At 54.4% G+C, this 16,260-nt stretch carries 13 protein-coding genes and 2 pseudogenes; 7 read left to right on the forward strand and 8 right to left on the reverse strand.

Annotation, left to right across the window (positions count from 1 at the left end; genetic code table 11):
• Positions 1 to 49: 49 nt before the first annotated feature.
• Complete coding sequence (locus ATY02_RS13940; protein ID WP_016487839.1) at positions 50 to 259, forward strand: hypothetical protein; 210 nt, start codon at positions 50 to 52, stop codon at positions 257 to 259.
• Between the two features lie 814 nt (positions 260 to 1,073).
• Here ATY02_RS13940 and ATY02_RS13945 read toward each other — a convergent pair.
• The 3 genes and pseudogenes from ATY02_RS13945 to ATY02_RS13955 form a co-directional block, all read right to left on the reverse strand.
• Positions 1,074 to 4,040 carry a Tn3 family transposase gene (locus ATY02_RS13945; protein ID WP_065990646.1) on the reverse strand — a complete coding sequence of 989 codons (2,967 nt, stop codon included), beginning with the start codon at positions 4,038 to 4,040 and terminating at the stop codon, positions 1,074 to 1,076.
• A gap of 3 nt (positions 4,041 to 4,043) precedes the next feature.
• Positions 4,044 to 4,310 (reverse strand): annotated as a pseudogene (locus ATY02_RS13950) (helix-turn-helix domain-containing protein); the annotation flags it as partial.
• A 282-nt stretch (positions 4,311 to 4,592) separates the two neighbouring features.
• Positions 4,593 to 4,860, reverse strand: a pseudogene (locus ATY02_RS13955) (recombinase family protein); the annotation flags it as partial.
• Here ATY02_RS13955 and ATY02_RS13960 point away from each other — a divergent pair.
• Positions 4,837 to 5,061 (forward strand): type II toxin-antitoxin system RelE/ParE family toxin, encoded by a 225-nt coding sequence (locus ATY02_RS13960; protein WP_228022317.1) that lies wholly within the window; start codon positions 4,837 to 4,839, stop codon positions 5,059 to 5,061. The pseudogene ATY02_RS13955 and the gene ATY02_RS13960 sit on opposite strands and share 24 nt — an antisense overlap.
• A gap of 118 nt (positions 5,062 to 5,179) precedes the next feature.
• Positions 5,180 to 5,617, forward strand: a complete 438-nt coding sequence (locus tag ATY02_RS13965; protein WP_068589214.1) for a hypothetical protein — start codon at positions 5,180 to 5,182, stop codon at positions 5,615 to 5,617.
• Between the two features lie 391 nt (positions 5,618 to 6,008).
• On the opposite strand, the gene ATY02_RS13970 is transcribed toward ATY02_RS13965, so the two are convergent.
• Both ATY02_RS13970 and ATY02_RS13975 read right to left on the reverse strand, forming a co-directional pair.
• Positions 6,009 to 7,037, reverse strand: coding sequence for an IS30-like element ISShes10 family transposase (locus tag ATY02_RS13970; protein WP_011711660.1), 1,029 nt, complete (start codon positions 7,035 to 7,037; stop codon positions 6,009 to 6,011).
• Positions 7,038 to 7,074: 37 nt separating this feature from the next.
• The gene (locus ATY02_RS13975; RefSeq protein ID WP_141698161.1) at positions 7,075 to 7,761 is read right to left on the reverse strand and encodes a site-specific integrase; all 687 of its coding nucleotides are present in this window, start codon (positions 7,759 to 7,761) and stop codon (positions 7,075 to 7,077) included.
• Between the two features lie 1,476 nt (positions 7,762 to 9,237).
• Between ATY02_RS13975 and ATY02_RS13980 the strand changes: the two genes are divergently transcribed.
• The 4 genes from ATY02_RS13980 to ATY02_RS13995 all read left to right on the forward strand — a co-directional run bounded on the left by ATY02_RS13980 (position 9,238) and on the right by ATY02_RS13995 (position 13,112).
• Positions 9,238 to 11,124, forward strand: coding sequence for a hypothetical protein (locus ATY02_RS13980; protein WP_141698162.1), 1,887 nt, complete (start codon positions 9,238 to 9,240; stop codon positions 11,122 to 11,124).
• Positions 11,125 to 11,216: 92 nt separating this feature from the next.
• On the forward strand, positions 11,217 to 11,588 hold the full coding sequence (locus ATY02_RS13985) for a hypothetical protein (protein ID WP_068588503.1): 372 nt from the start codon (positions 11,217 to 11,219) through the stop codon (positions 11,586 to 11,588).
• Between the two features lie 245 nt (positions 11,589 to 11,833).
• Positions 11,834 to 12,283, forward strand: a complete 450-nt coding sequence (locus ATY02_RS13990; protein WP_141698163.1) for a hypothetical protein — start codon at positions 11,834 to 11,836, stop codon at positions 12,281 to 12,283.
• A 478-nt stretch (positions 12,284 to 12,761) separates the two neighbouring features.
• The gene (locus ATY02_RS13995) at positions 12,762 to 13,112 is read left to right on the forward strand and encodes a hypothetical protein (protein WP_068588510.1); all 351 of its coding nucleotides are present in this window, start codon (positions 12,762 to 12,764) and stop codon (positions 13,110 to 13,112) included.
• Positions 13,113 to 13,761: 649 nt separating this feature from the next.
• Here the strand turns inward: ATY02_RS13995 and ATY02_RS14000 are convergent.
• The 3 genes from ATY02_RS14000 to ATY02_RS14010 form a co-directional block, all read right to left on the reverse strand.
• Entirely contained in the window at positions 13,762 to 14,457 is a 696-nt protein-coding gene (locus ATY02_RS14000) for a hypothetical protein (protein ID WP_198845249.1), read from the reverse strand.
• Between the two features lie 367 nt (positions 14,458 to 14,824).
• Complete coding sequence (locus ATY02_RS14005; protein WP_068588516.1) at positions 14,825 to 15,811, reverse strand: tyrosine-type recombinase/integrase; 987 nt, start codon at positions 15,809 to 15,811, stop codon at positions 14,825 to 14,827.
• Between the two features lie 2 nt (positions 15,812 to 15,813).
• Positions 15,814 to 16,209, reverse strand: a complete 396-nt coding sequence (locus ATY02_RS14010; protein ID WP_068588518.1) for a hypothetical protein — start codon at positions 16,207 to 16,209, stop codon at positions 15,814 to 15,816.
• Positions 16,210 to 16,260 lie beyond the last annotated feature (51 nt).

Raw genomic sequence — 16,260 nt, forward strand, 5'->3', positions numbered from 1 at the left:
GATAGCGCCCCGGTTCCGGCCGGGGCGCTTCATATTGAGGATGCCTGCCATGACCCACCAACCCGCAAACCGCCCCCGTATGGCTGCGACCTATGCCTCCGGCACGGTGCGCGCCCGCCGCTGGCACGGCGACGGCGACGTGCGCGGCTACCGTCCGCCGCGTGGCTGGACGGCCCGCGCCGACCTGACCGATCTGCATCCCCTCACGGGCCGCGCCTTGCCGCGCGCCGTGTGGTGGATCATCGAAACCAAGAAATAACGAGCCGCACCGGCCCCAAGCCGTGCCGCCTTGGGGCCGGTGGTCGAAAACTCCGGGCGCGGCGGTGGCCGCGCCCGGTTTCACTGCTAAAAAAAAGCCCCATCGCCGCCTTCGGTCGGCGGCGATGGGGCCACGCACAAGGGCGCTCGTGCGCGAAATCCACGAAGCCAGCAAGTGTGGCGGCGCATCGCGCCGCCAACGATTCGACCGAGCCCCGCCGCAATGGGCGGGGCTGGTGTGGCTACGCCCCGGCTTGCTGCGGCAGGTTGCACGAAAGCGTGCCGTCCCCGACGCTGGCGGTTCGTTGTCTGTACGTCACGAAAGACGGTTCACCGACACGCCGCCCAGCCTCGCTTCTATGGAGCTTCCACACCACGCCTCAGTATGTGGCCGTGAGCTGCGGCAGGGGCGCTCTGGCCTTGTCGTCGGGGCATTGACCTGGCCCGCGTCAGGGCGCAAGCCGGTGCAGCCGTCACGCGGGGATGCCGAGTTGGCCACGTCTCCATTCGGGAGCGGGCGGCCTGTGCGTCCTTGTCTTGTTGTGAATCCTGGCGGTGGCGCGGCTGCGCCTTGGGCTTCATGGCCGCAACCTTGCAGCGAAAACAATTTCCCCTGCGCTGCGCGCATTCCTCGCGGGACAAATTCTTTTCGCTTCCAGGTTCTCCACGTTGTTGCGACCGCTGCGCGGTGCGACCAGCCCATCCCCCGCCGGCCGGATCACAACAAGGACGCACTGGCGCGACCTTGTTCAACCCGAAAGGAGAAACATCATGGCTAACATGGGGAGCCGAGAGAATTCGGAAAAAATCGTACGCTAAGGCTTTCCGAGCTGTCGTAACGGCCTGAATTTCCCTTCCTCCAGCTTGCGGCTCTGCCGCCAGACGTAATCGCCGGTCAGGTTAATGTGCTCCCAGCCCAGCGGCGACAGATATTGATACATATCGGTATTCACCGGCTTTCCGGCGTCAGTCAGCCCTTGGGTTGCCCGCTCCAGGTAGACGGTGTTCCACAGCACGATAGCGGCGGTCACCAAGTTCAGTCCGCTGGCCCTATAGCGCTGCTGTTCGAAGCTGCGATCCCTGATTTCACCAAGGCGGTTGAAGAACACCGCCCTGGCCAGGGCATTGCGCGCCTCGCCCTTGTTCAATCCAGCGTGCACGCGACGACGCAACTCGACACTTTGCAGCCAGTCGAGGATAAACAGCGTGCGCTCGATCCGGCCCAGCTCCCGCAGGGCCACGGCCAGGCCGTTCTGACGTGGATAGCTGCCCAGCTTGCGCAGCATCAACGAGGCAGTGACGGTGCCCTGTTTGATCGACGCGGCCAGACGCAGAATCTCGTCCCAGTGAGCGCGGACGTGCTTAATGTTCAGCGTGCCGCCGATCATTGGGCGCAGCGTCGGGTAGTCCTGTACGCTCTGCGGGACATACAGTTTGGTTTCGCCCAGGTCGCGGATGCGCGGGGCAAAACGAAAGCCCAGCAGATGCATCAGGGCGAAGACATGATCGGTGAAGCCAGCCGTGTCGGTGTAGTGCTCCTCGATCCGCAGATCCGACTCGTGATACAGCAGACCATCGAGCACATAGGTCGAATCCCGCACTCCGACATTCACCACTCGGGTACTGAACGGCGCGTACTGATCGGAGATATGGGTATAGAACAGCCGCCCTGGTTCGTTGCCGTATTTCGGGTTGACGTGCCCGGTGCTTTCGCCTCGACCGCCTGCACGGAAGCGCTGGCCATCGGAGGATGAGGTGGTGCCGTCTCCCCAGTTGGCCGCAAAGGTGTGGTTGAACTGATTGTTGACCAATTCAGCCAGAGCCGCCGAGTAGGTTTCGTCACGGATGTGCCAGGCTTGCAGCCAAGACAGCTTGGCGTAGGTCATACCCGGACTCGACTCGGCCATTTTCGTCAGCCCAATGTTGATGGCGTCACCAAGGATTGCTGACAGTAACAGCGTTCGATCCTTGGCCTGAGCACCATCCTTCAGGTGGGTAAAGTGACGGGTGAATCCTGTCCACTCATCCACGTCCATCAGCAGCTCGGTAATCTTGATGCGCGGTAGTAGCTGACTGGTCTTGTCGATCAGCGCCTGGGCGGTGACCGGTACTGCCGCATCCAGCGGCGTGATCTTCAGTCCGGACTCTGTGAGGATCGCGTCGGGGAGTTCATTGTCCTTGGCCAGCTTGGCGACGGTCGCCAGTTGCTGCTCTAGCAGCTGCAAGCGCTCCTCTAGGTACTGGTCGCTGTTGGGATTGGTCGCCAATGGCAGCGCCTGTTCCTTCTTGAGCGCGGCAAACTTCGCGGGCGGCAGCAGGTAATCTTCAAAGTCACGAAACTGCCGTGAGCCCTTGACCCAAATGTCGCCGGAACGCAGCGCGTTTTTCAGTTCAGACAAGGCGCAGATTTCGTAAAAACGCCGGTCAATGCCTTCCGGCGTGATCACCAGCGGTTTCCAGCGCGGCTTGATGAACGCAGTTGGTGCGTCCGATGGCACCTTGCGCAGGTTGTCTGCGTTCATCTCGCGCAGCTGCTGGATGGCATCCAGCACACGTTGAGCTGCCGGTGCGGCCCGGAGTTGAAGCACCTCCAGAAAGGCTGGAGTGTAGCGGCGCAGAGTATTGAAGTTTTCGCTGACCAGGTGCAAATGGTCGAAGGTTTCGGGACGGGCCAGTAGCTCGGCGTCGGTCACACTCTGGGCGAATTCGTCCCAGGGGATGACCGCCTCGATGGCGGCGAACGGATCGCCACCGGTAGTTTTGGCCTCCAGCAAGGCCTGACCTATCTTCGAGTACAAGCGAACCTTGTCGTTGATCGCCTTGCCCTGTTTCTGAAATTGCTGCTGATGCTTGTTCTTGGCGCTGCTGAACAGCTTGACTAGGATGCGGTCGTGTAGATCCACCAGTTCATCGGTCACTGTCGCGGTGCTTTCCAGCACCACGGCAACCAAGGTGGCGTAGCGCCGTTCGTTCTCGAACTTGCCAAGATCCTGCGGCGTCATCTGCCCACCTTCGCGGGCAAGCTTGAGCAAGCGGTTCTGGTGGATATGCCGGTCGAGCCCTTCGGGCAGGGCCACCAGTTGAAAAATCTTCAGCCGCTCGATGTGCTCCATCATGTGCCGCGAATTCGGTTTCAACGGTGACTGCCGTAGCCAGGTCAACCAGGTACTATTGCTGCCTGTCTTGATGGTCAGCAGTTCGTCGAGTTTGTTGCGATGCTGCTGGCTTAGCGGCTCGATCAAAGCACGGTAGATCCTCCGGTTCGCTCGCGCCACTGCTTCGGAGCAGGCCCGGTCGATCACCGTCAGGGTCGGCAAAATCCGCCGTTGCTGACGCAGACTCTCCAGAGCCTGCCCAGCCAGTAACAAACCTTTGTCGGTCTGCTGGGCAAGGTTGGTCAGCTCACGTACCAGGGCGCGAAAGTCTGACAGCCCGAACGGCAACAAGCCCAGGTAGGTTCGCAACTCCTGGGCATGTTCACGGCGGGTGACATCGCGCTCACCGTACTTCGCCCAGCTTTCGGGCGCAGCCTGAACCTGTCGTGCCACCCACTCAATGACCGGATCTGGCAGCACGCTGTCGCTGGACAGCGCGTAACCGGGGTAGCGCAGCAGGCAGAGTTGCACGGCAAAGCCGAGACGATTGGCATCACCCCGTCGCTGACGGATCAGCGACAGGTCGGACTCGTTGAAGGTGTAATAGCGGATCAGATCGTCCTGGCTTTCCGGCAGCGCAAGCAAAGTCTCGCGCTCAGAAGCCGAGAGTATCGAGCGACGGGGCATGTATCAGTCATCCGTGCGTAGGTACTGGTAAAGGGTTTCCCTACTTATACCGAACTCACGGGCTAGCTGGGCCTTTGGTTCACCGACAGCGGCCCGTTGCCGGACTGCGACAGTCTGTTCGTCGGACAGGGCTTTTTTACGAGCCCGGTAACCGCCGCGTTGCTTGGCCTGGGCGATTCGCTCGCGAATGAGCGCTCGCTCGAACTCGGCGAAGGCTCCCATGACCGACAGCATCAGGTTGGCCATCGGCGAATCACCTCCCGTGAATACGGGGTTGGGGGAGCAACGGAACAGAAAGTGCACTTAAGCTCAGTCGCTGCCCCGCAAACCCTTGCAACGTCTGGATAGTTTCGAAAAACGACCGTTTTATGAAACCGTTTCCGCTATCGCGAGGAAAGGTCACCAACACCCGAAAATCAGTGCAATAAACCTTTCTCACGAATCAAAGTTCGTTAATTCGCAGTCGCTGACGAGTAAAACGAACTCTAATTCGGCTTACGTTGGTTTTCAGTTCCATTGCTCCCCAACCCCCAATACCAGCCCTTCCTTCTAAAACTCGATACGCACGCCGCGCTTGGTCATTTTTTTGCACCAGGCGGCGCAGGTCATCCAGGTTGCGGGCCAAGTGATCCATGCTGTGTACCACGACCGTATCACCTTCACGGACGAAGCCAAGCATGGCCTCCGGTTACGGACGCTGGGTATCCTTGGCAGAGGCCTTGTCGGTGAACAGTTTGTTCACCTCGTTTTGTTTCAGCTGACATTTCGGGTTCTGTTCGTAGCTGTTGACCCGGACATAGCCGATACGTTGCCCCTGCAAGGGGCCTCCCTAGGCTATGTAGATGAACTTACAGCAGCACCTACCACGCTGCTGACCAATCCGCGCATTGGCGAACGACTAGAAGAGTTCGAACCAAGGGATGTACGCCGAATTCAGATCGGCCAATACGAGATGCGTTACGAGATAGTGGATTCCACTATCTACCTGCTGCGCCTGTGGCACACCCGCGAAGACCGATAGGTTTTGGCTGGGCCAGGAACGGAACACATCAAACTGGCGAGCCTATGACTGATCGGAAAACCTTAGCGTACGATTTTTTCCGAATTCTGTAGGCTCCCCTAAATGTTGCCGAGGAGCTATGGCGCTGGACAAGTCGTTGCCGTTGGCCGAGAGGCAGAGCCTGGCTGCGAAGCGCACCCATGGTCTACGACACAAGGCTACCGAATCCAAAATCCGTGCGGCATGTAGAGGCCTCCAGGAGCGCGGAGAGAAGCTAACTCAAGCCTCGATAGCCAGCCTTGCGGGCGTCTCTAGGCAGACGGTGGCCACCTATGGTCACGTCTTGAATGAGGTATCACGGCCGCAGACTATCGCCGTCCTGAGCACGACAAAAGTCACTGAAATGCGACCCAACTCCAACTCCGTCGCCGGCGATCAAGGACTCGAAGTCAATCATGCCACGTCTCAGGCACGTTTGGTTCCTGATGTTAAAAATGGTGTACATCAGATAACAGCCCGCTTTGCGGCTGCCCTTGATCTTGCCGTTGAAGGTTCTGAAAGTGATGATTCTTCATAGTCCAGGGGAGTGGTGCAATGTGCTTGTTTTGTTGAGGGTATAAGCGGTTGTGTGTTTGAGGTTCTTATGGGGACGATAGAAATACCGTCATACCCTCAGCAATTTATTATGTTTCATCTCAGGTACGTTTCCGTTATCTCAGGCCGAAAATGACCTACTTCTTGAGACACAATTTGCTTCGCTCGATCGTTATCACCCAGTAAAATCTGAAGCTCTCTATGCCTTTCTTGAGCGTATGTATGACGTAGCCCGTGGCCACCATTGCTGAAATCTAGTGCTACTTTGCTAGCCTGAGCGAACGATTGGGACCACGCCTGCCCCCCGCCTATGTCGTAGTACGATTTGTAATGAATTTTACGATCGGCGGTTGCAGGATCTGAGTGCAACACGGTTATTGAATTGAAGCGGGAGCATCATGCCGCATCACCACGGCTTCTTGCATCACTTCGCCCATCACCTCGATCGGGCATTTGAAGTCGAAGCGTTTGCGCGGTCGCATATTCAGTTGCAAAGCGATGGCGTCCAGGGCTTCCTGACTATGCACCGACAAGTCCGTGCCCTTGGGCAGGTACTGGCGGATCAGTCCATTGATGTTCTCATTGCTGCCGCGTTGCCAGGGGCTGTGCGGGTCGCAGAAGTAGATCGCCACCCCGGTCCGCTGGGTGATCTCGGCGTGCCGCGCCATCTCCCGGCCCTGGTCGTAGGTCATGCTCTTGCGCACCGCCAGCGGCATGCCATTGAGCGCCGCACTGAAGCCCTCCAGCGCCGAGGTCGCCGTCGCGTCGGCCATCTTGATCAGCATCAGGTAGCCGCTGGTACGCTCCACCAAGGTGCCCACCGCCGAGGCATTGGCCTTGCCCTTGATCAGGTCGCCCTCCCAATGGCCTGGCATCAGCCGGTCTTCGACCTCCGGCGGGCGCACGTGGATGCTGAGCATTTCAGGGATCTGGCCGCGCCGATCGACGCCGCCAGAGCGCGGCCTGCGACTCGTCTTGCCCTGGCGCAGGCAGATGATCAGCTCCTTGCGCAGGCCACCGACCGGCAGGGCGTAGATCGCGTTATAGATCGTCTCGCGGCAGACGTAGGCCTCTCTGAGGCTGGGTATGTTCATGCTGCGCAGCTTGCCGGCAATCTGCTCGGGAGACAAACCCTCACGCAGCATATGGACGACCAGCTCGAAGCGCTCACTGCCCGGCAGCAGCTTGCACTGAGGCCTGCAGACCTGGCGGCGGACCTGCATCTGCTGCTGGGCAGCACAGGCCTGGTAGCGGGTGCCAGGGGCCCGGTTGCGGCGCAGCTCCCGGCTGATGGTCGAGGGGGAGCGGCCGAGCATCCGGGCAATTCGCCGCTGGCTGAAACCTTGGGCAAGGCCGAGTTGAAGGGTCGCACGTTCGGGGATACTGAGTTCGTGATAGGACATAGTGGCAGCACCGTACCGGAAAGGTCAGGTGTTGCACTCAGTTTTTGCGGCCGCCATCAATTCGGGTAACAGCTTCATCCCGTCGATATGTCTCAAGACGTTTAGCAAGTTCATGTGGCATGGTTATTTCTCGAATAAGTCCTCCCTTGCCGACCACCGTATAGCGAACTCCAGACCTAAACTTGGCTGGATCTGCCGGACGCTGACTCATAGGCTGTTCGACTGCTGGCCGTAGCGTCAGCAGTTCGTGAGCTCTTAATCCTGATACAGCTACTATCTCGGTGCTCAATGCATTACGCGGCGTTTGGTGCTCTGCTATAAGTCGCCATTGCTGGTCGGTATAGTTTCGACTCTTGAGTACCTGCTGTTTTTTGGCTTGTATCACAGAAATCCGTCCTTTCGGATTGAATCTTCCTGTGGCTCTAAGTACAGCCTGCAGTGCCTGGCGATCACGATCTAAAGTTTTTTGTCCAACTTCTTTAGCACGTTCATTAAGGTACTGCTTTGCAGCTTTAGGCGACATTTCATAAAGTGAGCCTCGGCCATTGCTTTTTAACCATTGAGCAGCAAGTTTTAGACTAGCTTCATAGCTGTGGGACGTGCCCAACCCTGATATTTGATTTGCGTTGTACATGGCTTTGCTCAACGCTTTTGCTTGAGATGTCGGTTTCGCAAACGTCCTCTGTACTTTCTTTTTCGCTAATGGCGGATTTTTTTCTTTCATTAATTAACCTAATTGCCCTATGAATTGAGCTAAGTGATGTGGTAACTCCTGCGTTTGTTAGGAGTTTATGTATCTCACGGGCGGTGTAATTATATTCATATCGATAATGCTCTATAAGCCCTAGTGATCGACTTAAATGGCGCTTGTAATTTCTAGCTTGTCGTCGTGCAGATGCCATTGACCTGTAATAACTGTATTCACAGTCAGGCTCAACTCGATCAAAGCAAGAAACATTTGTCATACTTTTATTTATACAGCGAGCGATCGCGCTTATGCAGACCGATAGCTTGTGGACTTCACGTAGCCACAGCTTGATCATTTCTAGTGTATAGCGTTGGCGATAACGGTAGAAAATAGCATCGCGGAAAGGAGACAGTTTTTCGTTCATAGCTGGTGCTTATGTTGTAAGTTACAGCAACCACTAAAGCATGTTGGACGTTGAGCTGCACCTCAAAAAGGGCGCTCGAAACTTCCTGCTTGGTGGTTCCGACATTCAATGAATGCCTAGCCCCGTTTTTCAGTCGGACTTATCAGTTGACAAACGATAATTTATCGTTGCAACGATGCGCTCGAAAGCACTCTCACTGTTTGCTTCTCACTGCCAAACTCGACTGAGTTTCGAAGTCAGTAGACCTCGCCTGGGTTACGCGCCCTGGTTACAACTCAGTTTTATGTCAGGAGTTAGACAGTGGTTTGTTTCTAATTGAAAGGCGAAGCGGTCTCTCAATCAGGCCTTTGCAGTAACCGCAACAGATGGCCCGCCTGTATTGGTTTCGACCAAACAAGTGTTTGGTCGTTTACGCGGTTATGGGCAGCATTAGCTGCTCATTCCCGGCGCCTCCCATGGTCCAGGACTACAGAAATAGCTGTAGCCTAAGACCTCTTGCCTACATGAAATGCACGTCAGCAAGCGGGTTGAGTTCATGGTGAACTCGGGGTGCGATTTCATTTTGAAAGGCCGGGGGTAGAGGTGTCAACGCAGAAGCTTGAGTGTCACATCGATTTCGCTTTTGAACGCGTGACGCGGCTCTGTACATGGTGTTGAGCGTAGCGAATCACCCTGACAGAGCCGCGTGCTTCGCACGCAGCAGCGCGTAAAGCGCTGCACGTTCAGCCTAAGCTGAACGAACTGAGATTTTGATGACACCGCATTCCATGAACGATTGTTGACTGATCGCTGGCTAGCAGTGGGACTGAATTTTGATGGCCTGTTTTGACTTTGAGGTTTTCGAATTTTACTTCAGAGTGAAACTCCTTAAGGACAGGTGAGGAGTTATCGTGAAGGTGCTTAATACTGAGATGAGTCCATCCAGGCTAGTGACGTTAGTAATTTTGGTTGTGGTATTCACGGTGCTGGAAAATTATGTATATACAGCCGCTGGCCCCATATGGGCAGCACTTGTTTTCGTGATTGGAACCGTAGCGATTTTTATTACCATACCTAAAAAGATATTCTCAAGTATCGAGGCCTGACGCATGGGCGAGTTTGGTAATTTTGGGTGGTTATTTCAAAGCGGTCTTGACGCAATGATTTCATCGTTAATATCGATGGGAGCAAAGAATGCTGAGCTTGCTGAAATAGTTCGCCAGCTCGCCAGAGCTGTGCCTTACATTTCATTATCTTGGATTATCTGGAATCTGGTGCGAGGCAGGCCCACCAGTATGCCTTTCGGGGTTTTTATCACATCGCTGTTCGTATTTATCGCTTTGCAGCCTGAAACCGTGACCTTCCCTGGTCGTGCCAGCATGGAAATGACAAAAGGACAATCATTTACCCTTAAAGTAATTCTCCCTACATATGAAAAGCTCGTGCAGGTGTATCGAACTAAAGATAACGAACAATCAGCGCTAATGATTGCCGATCTCACCGAGCGGGAAACTAGCCCTTTCATGGGAAGTGATTTGGCTAAGCTCATGAAGGATTACAAAGTATATTGCGAGCCAAGTCCTAACGATGACAGTAGCGTTCCAGAAACTACTTGGCAAGCTATAGGGCTTCGTGGTGGTGGTGCGCTCGGAGTACCGGATTCTCAAGTTTCTATACTTAGTAGTGCCACTGCCGATAAAGTGTCAGGTTTGACTTTTTCGTGGTTTCCACAAATTAGACAAGCTCTAACTTTAATTGATACTTATAAGGCAGGCGAACGGAGGTCCGCAGGAAAAGCTGCGCTGGAAAAGTTAAGTAGTGATAAGTGGCCCGCTGGAAAAAGATACTTGCTACCTAATGAGCCAGGATGGAAGTCTAGATTATCAGGCGGCGTTGACGAGCCGGCAGGCTACCTGAACCCTTGGGAAGTTGCCGATGGTTCGCTTTCTGATCCGGCGTTGTTAGCAGAGCCATCAGGTGTAAATAACAGATATTTCGTTCCGGAAAACTGCTATGAGGCTTATCAGGCTGCGCAAGCAGGTGCTGAAGAGGGATATAGGGCAGTGGGAGACCGAATTCGACCTTCTAATTTAGCACCTGATACAGAGCCATCTGTTGTCGCAGGGGTTAGAGCTTGGTCAGATGTTGTCAATAAAAGCCTAGGATCTATTTATTCCGGTTCTGATGGCTCGTCTTTTGGTTCAAAAGTTCGCGAAAATGCATCTGAGGCGATTGGGGCACTCAATGAAGCAAACGGTGCACTTGCAACTTTAGATCTAGCGGCAAAGCTTCCATGGTTTGTCTATTTAACAGCAATGGGCCAAGCCGCTCTTATTCACATATTCCCGCTGGTAGCGCTTTTGGCATGTGTCTTTGGTATTGAGATATTGCTCTATTGGATACGGCTGCTTGTATTTACATATCTATCATTGTTTTTTGCTGAAGGTATTCTTTATTTAGTTGCTAGCCAATTAGCCAGCATTAGTTTTATACAAGCTGCAACTGCTATTAATAGCTCCGGTACGCCAATGGAGATTAATGGCATGCGCGGAGTTTTAGCCGGTGGTGCCGGATTCGTTATTCTGGTCGCGACATGGGCTGCTGCAGCGCTTTTGAGAGTTCAATCGCTACCAAAAACAGACAGTGCTGCCAGCTTCACCCAATTAGGAAGTATCGCTGCATCTGTCGCGGGCTCAGTAGTCGGCGGACTCTCTAAGATGTCGGCAATCAAGAGCGCCGGTCTAAAGCAAGAGCTACTCCGCGCAAAGATCCAACAAGCACAAAAAACCTTGGGCTCGCCTGGGTCGTCACCAGGTGGCTCCCCTAGCACGGCTGATACGCCGCCGCCTTCACGACAAAGCCGCGAGTCTGCCGGTCAACGTCTTTCTCGGCCAAGCTCTGCCGATCGATCAGAAGGTCAGCAGAAAAACCGGACCACTCGTGGCGAGCGTGCCGAAAAGCGTCGGTCGCCGCTCAACCCTCCGGACAATCAGTAGTGCGAAGCACACGCAGCGTCGTTGTGGACGTGGTTCTGGCACGCGAGTTCTCATGCTTCGATGCAGACTCGCCCCTGCTTGAGTCCACCCAAATGAGCCTTACGTTCGATTATTACCTAACGGCTACGTACTGCGAAAACTGGGACAACCCGGTCGACCTCAGGTACCTGTTTGATGGCCTCGCCCCTTGGCCGGGATTGGTATGGGTCATGCGTGGGGATCAGTATTTTCTGTCGCCCCAACTGAGCGGAATAGGCGCTTATGAGTGGGATGAAACGACCCCCATTGAGATTCGGCTTTTTGAGACGCCATCACTGGACGCTTTGACCTGGTATCTGGTGACTGCAGAGCTAAATAGACGAAACGGCTTTGATGACCGAATGGCGGAAATCCATGAGGTACAGCTTCAACATTTGATCAATGAGCTGCCAGTTGCGACGGTGCCTTACGTAGGGAGAGCTTGAAAAATGACCTATCACCGGATTGTCGTTGCGTGGGTGATCTCCGCGATCGCGTTACTTCCGATGTCTGTTGCATTGCTCCCTCAGGCGTCCTATGGCACTGCCCACAGAGCTTATCTGGCACTTCTGATCATCGCGACCATATCAGCAATATACGCAACGCATCGTACCCACCAGTGCACGCTTAGAAAGCGTTTCTGCTGGGTGTTGTGGGGGATCGTGGTCGCATTTCTCTGGACTTGGTATTGATGAAAAAGGAGCACCCTTTGAAACAACGGTGGAAGGTACTTTGTGTGGCCGCTTGTTGTGGCTTGGTATTGACCCCTTGGGAAAAAATCCCAGAACTGATTTCTTCAGAAGTGAGTGGGTACTACATCAGCGACGGCGGATTGAGTACTGGTTATAAAGTGCTCAAGATCGACAGATCAGGACATGGGAAAATGTACTCGTACGATGCGATGCACCAAGGAATCCTGAACGCTTACCCCTTCAAGTATTCATCCACTTTTCTGACTCTCACTCTCGACTTTACGGGGGGAAGCCAGGCAGTTCTTTCTCAAGGATGGTTGGGACTGGAAGGTCGTCTCCATTGCTCGAGAGGGAGCTGTGGGGGGTTAGGAACTGTCAGCCTCGTAGGTGAAAGAGAGACGGATCTTCCTGAAGCATTTCAGCGCGCTCTATCAGTAATCAATTTATGACGTATCAATAATTGCTTATTGATAATTTACACCACACTGATATCATCATGGCCGCAGCGCTTCAGGGTAGTAGAAGGGTAAAATCCAATAAACTCTGCTGCTGGTGATAGGGGGGCAGACCTACGGGCTGCCCCCCTGCTCCATTTCTGATGCGTGGTCTATGTCCTTAATTTTCGAAGCAGATCTACGGCGATACCTTGCTGCCGGCCTAGCGCATGACATCTCGGTCTTGCACACCCGCGACGGATGGTCGCTGCGTATTCAATTGGGGTCTGAGTGTGTGTCACTGCGCCGCCAGCGCGGCGGTGAGCGGACTTTTAAGAGTCTAGACAAGCTGGCGGTCTTTCTGACAGAACTGGGGCTCGAGCAATTAATTGTCCAGCTGAGGAATCCAAGCGATCAGCCTTTAAAGGCTTCTGTCACGCAGTGAGACCGTAGAGGATGACCGCTAAGGTCAATTTTTCAGGAGAATAGTTAGATGTGGAAAAAATTTGGTTGCCTCATCGGGCTGTGTGTCGGCCTGAGTGGTTGTGGCAATCCGTTTGAGGGTAGCTATCGAGCCATGCAAGGCGTAATAGGACCACTGGTAGCCATCGATATTCAAGGCAGTAAGGCCACAGTAGTGAAGGTCGATCCTTTTCAGAAAAAAGTCCTGAGTGAACAAACCTGGGAGGCAAAAAGCAAAGGCGAAAAACTGCTTTTGACTGATCTTAAAGGCAAGACATTTGCTTTCAATCGATCAGTTGATGAGAAAGGGCTGGATTGCCTGAATTGTGGCTTCGGCACAGGCATGCCTGAGTCTTGGCAGCAATTCGATCCAAACAAGTAAATTCAGACTCAAGGAGGGGGAATGACGAAACATTTCGCTTGGCCGGTCCTATGGAAAAGCCAGGTATTCCTTCATCGGGCCGACGCGATCAAGTTTTCGTATCCCAAAAAAGCGCGCAACGTAGCGGGCTCTGATTGCCTGCCGCTGCTTTTCGCTTAGATAGAGGGATGCTAGACTTCTTGCCGATGTCTAGCATCCCTAGCGTTGCACCACCACAGCCCTGACCAGTCAAGACTCGACCCTCAGCTGGTCCAGGGCTTTACTTTTGCGGGCATCGAAGTGGGTGGATTGGCACTCGATGCCCGTGGCTCTTCTCCTCAGTAACTGCATTTTCGGCCTCCTCTAGGTCGTATCGGTTGTCAGCTAAACGTTGCACCACCACAGCCCTGACCAGTCAAGACTCGACCCTCAGTTGGTCCAGGGCTTTGTTTTTGAGGGCACCGAGGTGGGTGGATTGGCACTCGATGCCCATGGCTCTTCTCCTCAGTAATTGCATTTTCGGCCTCCTCTAGGTCGTATCGGTTGTCAGCTAAACGTTGCACCACCACAGCCCTGACCAGTCAAGACTCGACCCTCAGTTGGTCCAGGGCTTTGTTTTTGAGGGCACCGAGGTGGGTGGATTGGCACTCGATGCCCTTTACTCTTCTATTCATTTTGCTTTCGTCCTTTTGATCCTCTGAGGTTTGGCTGCTGGTACTGCTGGTACTGCTGGTACTGCCTGCAGTGGTGGTAGCGGTGGCGGTGGCGGTGGTGCAGGTATTGAGTTGCTTGAAGCCTGTTTTGCTGCTTCAGCCGCAGCGTGTTCTGCAGCCCAATGAATGCGGATCGCCTCAAGATCTCCATAGGCCCCGATCTCGGGAAGTCGCTCAATGAAACGGCTGTAGAGACCATCCTGAATCAAATTGTGAGTACGCATCCATTCAACTGCAGCGTTAGGGTTTGTGAGCATCACGTAATGAAACTCACCTGAAGCCCCTGGCTTGGTAGCAATAAACTGCAGCTCACGAAGTTTCCTCATCCGTCGGCGCCATGTGTCCACAGCGCGCTCACCAATAAAGCCCGCTTCAGCCGCAAAAGTGCTGGGGTTTTCGATAGTGATGACCGGATGATCTGGTGATCGGGCCCATAGGCAAAAAAGCACATGTCCGGCTGGCTGTCCTTTTGATTGAGCGTCGACAACCTGCATTGCAATTGGGAGGGTACGGGGGATAGTGCAAAACCCATCGTTGGTTTTGCGTGTCCATTTCCAAGCGTCGGCAATGGTTGGAAAGTGCACCAGCATCAATTGTTGAGCGCGTTCCGACATCGTCAAGCGGCGCTTCGCTGATTGTTTGCCGTTGGCCATGCCTTATCCCCTAATCCGTTTCTGTTGAGCCAAGTTTGCAGGTATCGCGAGACAAGAGCAAACCATAGTTTGACGCAATACCCTGCTTTCAAAGGTACCTGAATATACGATAGGGATTAGTTAAACGCACGACTAAATGATTGAAGGTACTCATGAGATGCGTGATATCACGCACGAAAAGCTTATATATATATGAAAAATAAGAGATTTATTTATTTTTGCGGTGCTCTACGTGCTCAAGTGCTCTGTCGTGCTGTATGTGCTCACCGTGCTGTAGGGTGTAGGGTGTGGGAAGAGGGGCCTGAGATTCGCTAACCATTCCCTGAAATTTTCAGAAAATCTGTCTTGGATTGATGCTGGTTTGATCTCAGTAGCGGACTTTGAAGGTTGGTGAGTCCTCCGGTCGCAGCTGACGGCGATCATAGATCCGGGTCGTGCTTATATTGGCATGTCCAAGCCAGGCCTGAACCTTAGCAATATCGGCTTCGTGCTCCAGAGCATTGGTCGCCGCCGTGGCACGCAGGCCATGCACCCCCAACCCAGCGACATTGATTCCTGCCGCCTTGGCATAGCTTCCGACCATTGCGTAGATGCCGTTGGCGGTTATGCCTGCGCCGGTCTGGCGACCACGCAGCGGCACGAATAGCGGTGCATTAGGCTTCTGCTGGTAATGCCCCGAGCGTTCCAGGTATGCGTAGATACGCTCGGCGGCAATAGGGTGCAATGGAAGATACCGCAGCTTTCCCCCCTTGCCATGGATCTGCAGGTGCTTAATGCCCCGGCGATCTTTAATATCGCTGATCATCAACTGAGCGGCCTCCTCGCGACGCAGTCCGTGATACAGCAGCACAGCGAGAATGGCCCGATCGCGTTGGCCTTTTAGAGTGTTCGGATCCGGCGCATCGAGCAGCGCCTTGGCCTGGTGATCACCGAGAGCCGGAGTCTTACCTTCGTTGGTTTCGATCCTGGGTCGCTTCACACCGTGCACCGGGTTGCCGCCAGCGACGGCGTTGAGCTCCAGCAGATGATCGAACAGGCTGGCCAACGCCGCCAGTTTGCGGCGGATGGTGGCTCCGGCCAGGCCCCGGGTTTCCAATTGGGCGCGCCAGGCCAGCACGTGCGCCCGGGTGACGACACGGAATTCCTCGGCGCCGTTGAGGCCAACGAAACTGCAGAAGTCGGCCAGGTCAATTTGATAGGCGCGACGTGTGCGTGGGTTATCGATATTGGCGAACCATTCCACCGCTGCCGGCACGCTGGCGAGTTGCTGGAATTCGGCGGCGGTCAGTCGGCGCTCATGGGTGACTTTAAGCCGACTGGCCGTATCGACTGGCAGTTCGATGAGGTTTTTCATGGCTATATGCGGTTGACGTACTGATCAGGCGCAAAATAGAGGGCAGTGTATTTTTCTAACGCCAATCGCCATTTACTGCCATTGGTTTTGCCTTCGCCTTTTTTCGACTCCAGCACGCGGTAGGCGTGGCTGATATCGTGATCCAGGTAGAGCATGTTGCCCTTAACCACGTCCTTAGCTTCACAGCGGTACACGTACACCGTCCGTCCGCCGCCATCGGTCATTTCGATCAGCACCGGCTCACCGCATTCTTCGCATGTCCAAGTGCGCTCATCCAATTGCGTTTCGGCGTCCAGCACGTCCAGGACGTGATTTTCGCAGTCTTCATTTTTGCAGCGATAGCTTTGGTCGAACCCGGTAGCGATGCGTGGGGTGCGTCGAGGTTGTTTCGGGGCCATAAGAGCATCCTGTCTAAAAGTGGTGATAACGTATTTCTTGCACTGGTAAGT

Source organism: Pseudomonas sp. BIOMIG1BAC (assembly GCF_001705995.2).
In the GTDB taxonomy this organism is placed as follows: Bacteria; Pseudomonadota; Gammaproteobacteria; order Pseudomonadales; family Pseudomonadaceae; genus Aquipseudomonas; species Aquipseudomonas sessilinigenes.

What these genes read in the sequence shown, in the direction of transcription:
- ATY02_RS14000 (WP_198845249.1), bottom strand. Translation starts at nt 14,457, where the DNA reads ATGGCCAACGGCAAACAATCAGCGAAGCGCCGCTTGACGATGTCGGAA.
- ATY02_RS13970 (WP_011711660.1), bottom strand. Translation starts at nt 7,037, where the DNA reads ATGTCCTATCACGAACTCAGTATCCCCGAACGTGCGACCCTTCAACTC.
- ATY02_RS13985 (WP_068588503.1), top strand. Translation starts at nt 11,217, where the DNA reads ATGAGCCTTACGTTCGATTATTACCTAACGGCTACGTACTGCGAAAAC.
- ATY02_RS13965 (WP_068589214.1), top strand. Translation starts at nt 5,180, where the DNA reads ATGGCGCTGGACAAGTCGTTGCCGTTGGCCGAGAGGCAGAGCCTGGCT.
- ATY02_RS13945 (WP_065990646.1), bottom strand. Translation starts at nt 4,040, where the DNA reads ATGCCCCGTCGCTCGATACTCTCGGCTTCTGAGCGCGAGACTTTGCTT.
- ATY02_RS13975 (WP_141698161.1), bottom strand. Translation starts at nt 7,761, where the DNA reads ATGAAAGAAAAAAATCCGCCATTAGCGAAAAAGAAAGTACAGAGGACG.
- ATY02_RS13995 (WP_068588510.1), top strand. Translation starts at nt 12,762, where the DNA reads ATGTGGAAAAAATTTGGTTGCCTCATCGGGCTGTGTGTCGGCCTGAGT.
- ATY02_RS13980 (WP_141698162.1), top strand. Translation starts at nt 9,238, where the DNA reads ATGGGCGAGTTTGGTAATTTTGGGTGGTTATTTCAAAGCGGTCTTGAC.
- ATY02_RS13990 (WP_141698163.1), top strand. Translation starts at nt 11,834, where the DNA reads ATGAAAAAGGAGCACCCTTTGAAACAACGGTGGAAGGTACTTTGTGTG.
- ATY02_RS14005 (WP_068588516.1), bottom strand. Translation starts at nt 15,811, where the DNA reads ATGAAAAACCTCATCGAACTGCCAGTCGATACGGCCAGTCGGCTTAAA.
- ATY02_RS14010 (WP_068588518.1), bottom strand. Translation starts at nt 16,209, where the DNA reads ATGGCCCCGAAACAACCTCGACGCACCCCACGCATCGCTACCGGGTTC.
- ATY02_RS13940 (WP_016487839.1), top strand. Translation starts at nt 50, where the DNA reads ATGACCCACCAACCCGCAAACCGCCCCCGTATGGCTGCGACCTATGCC.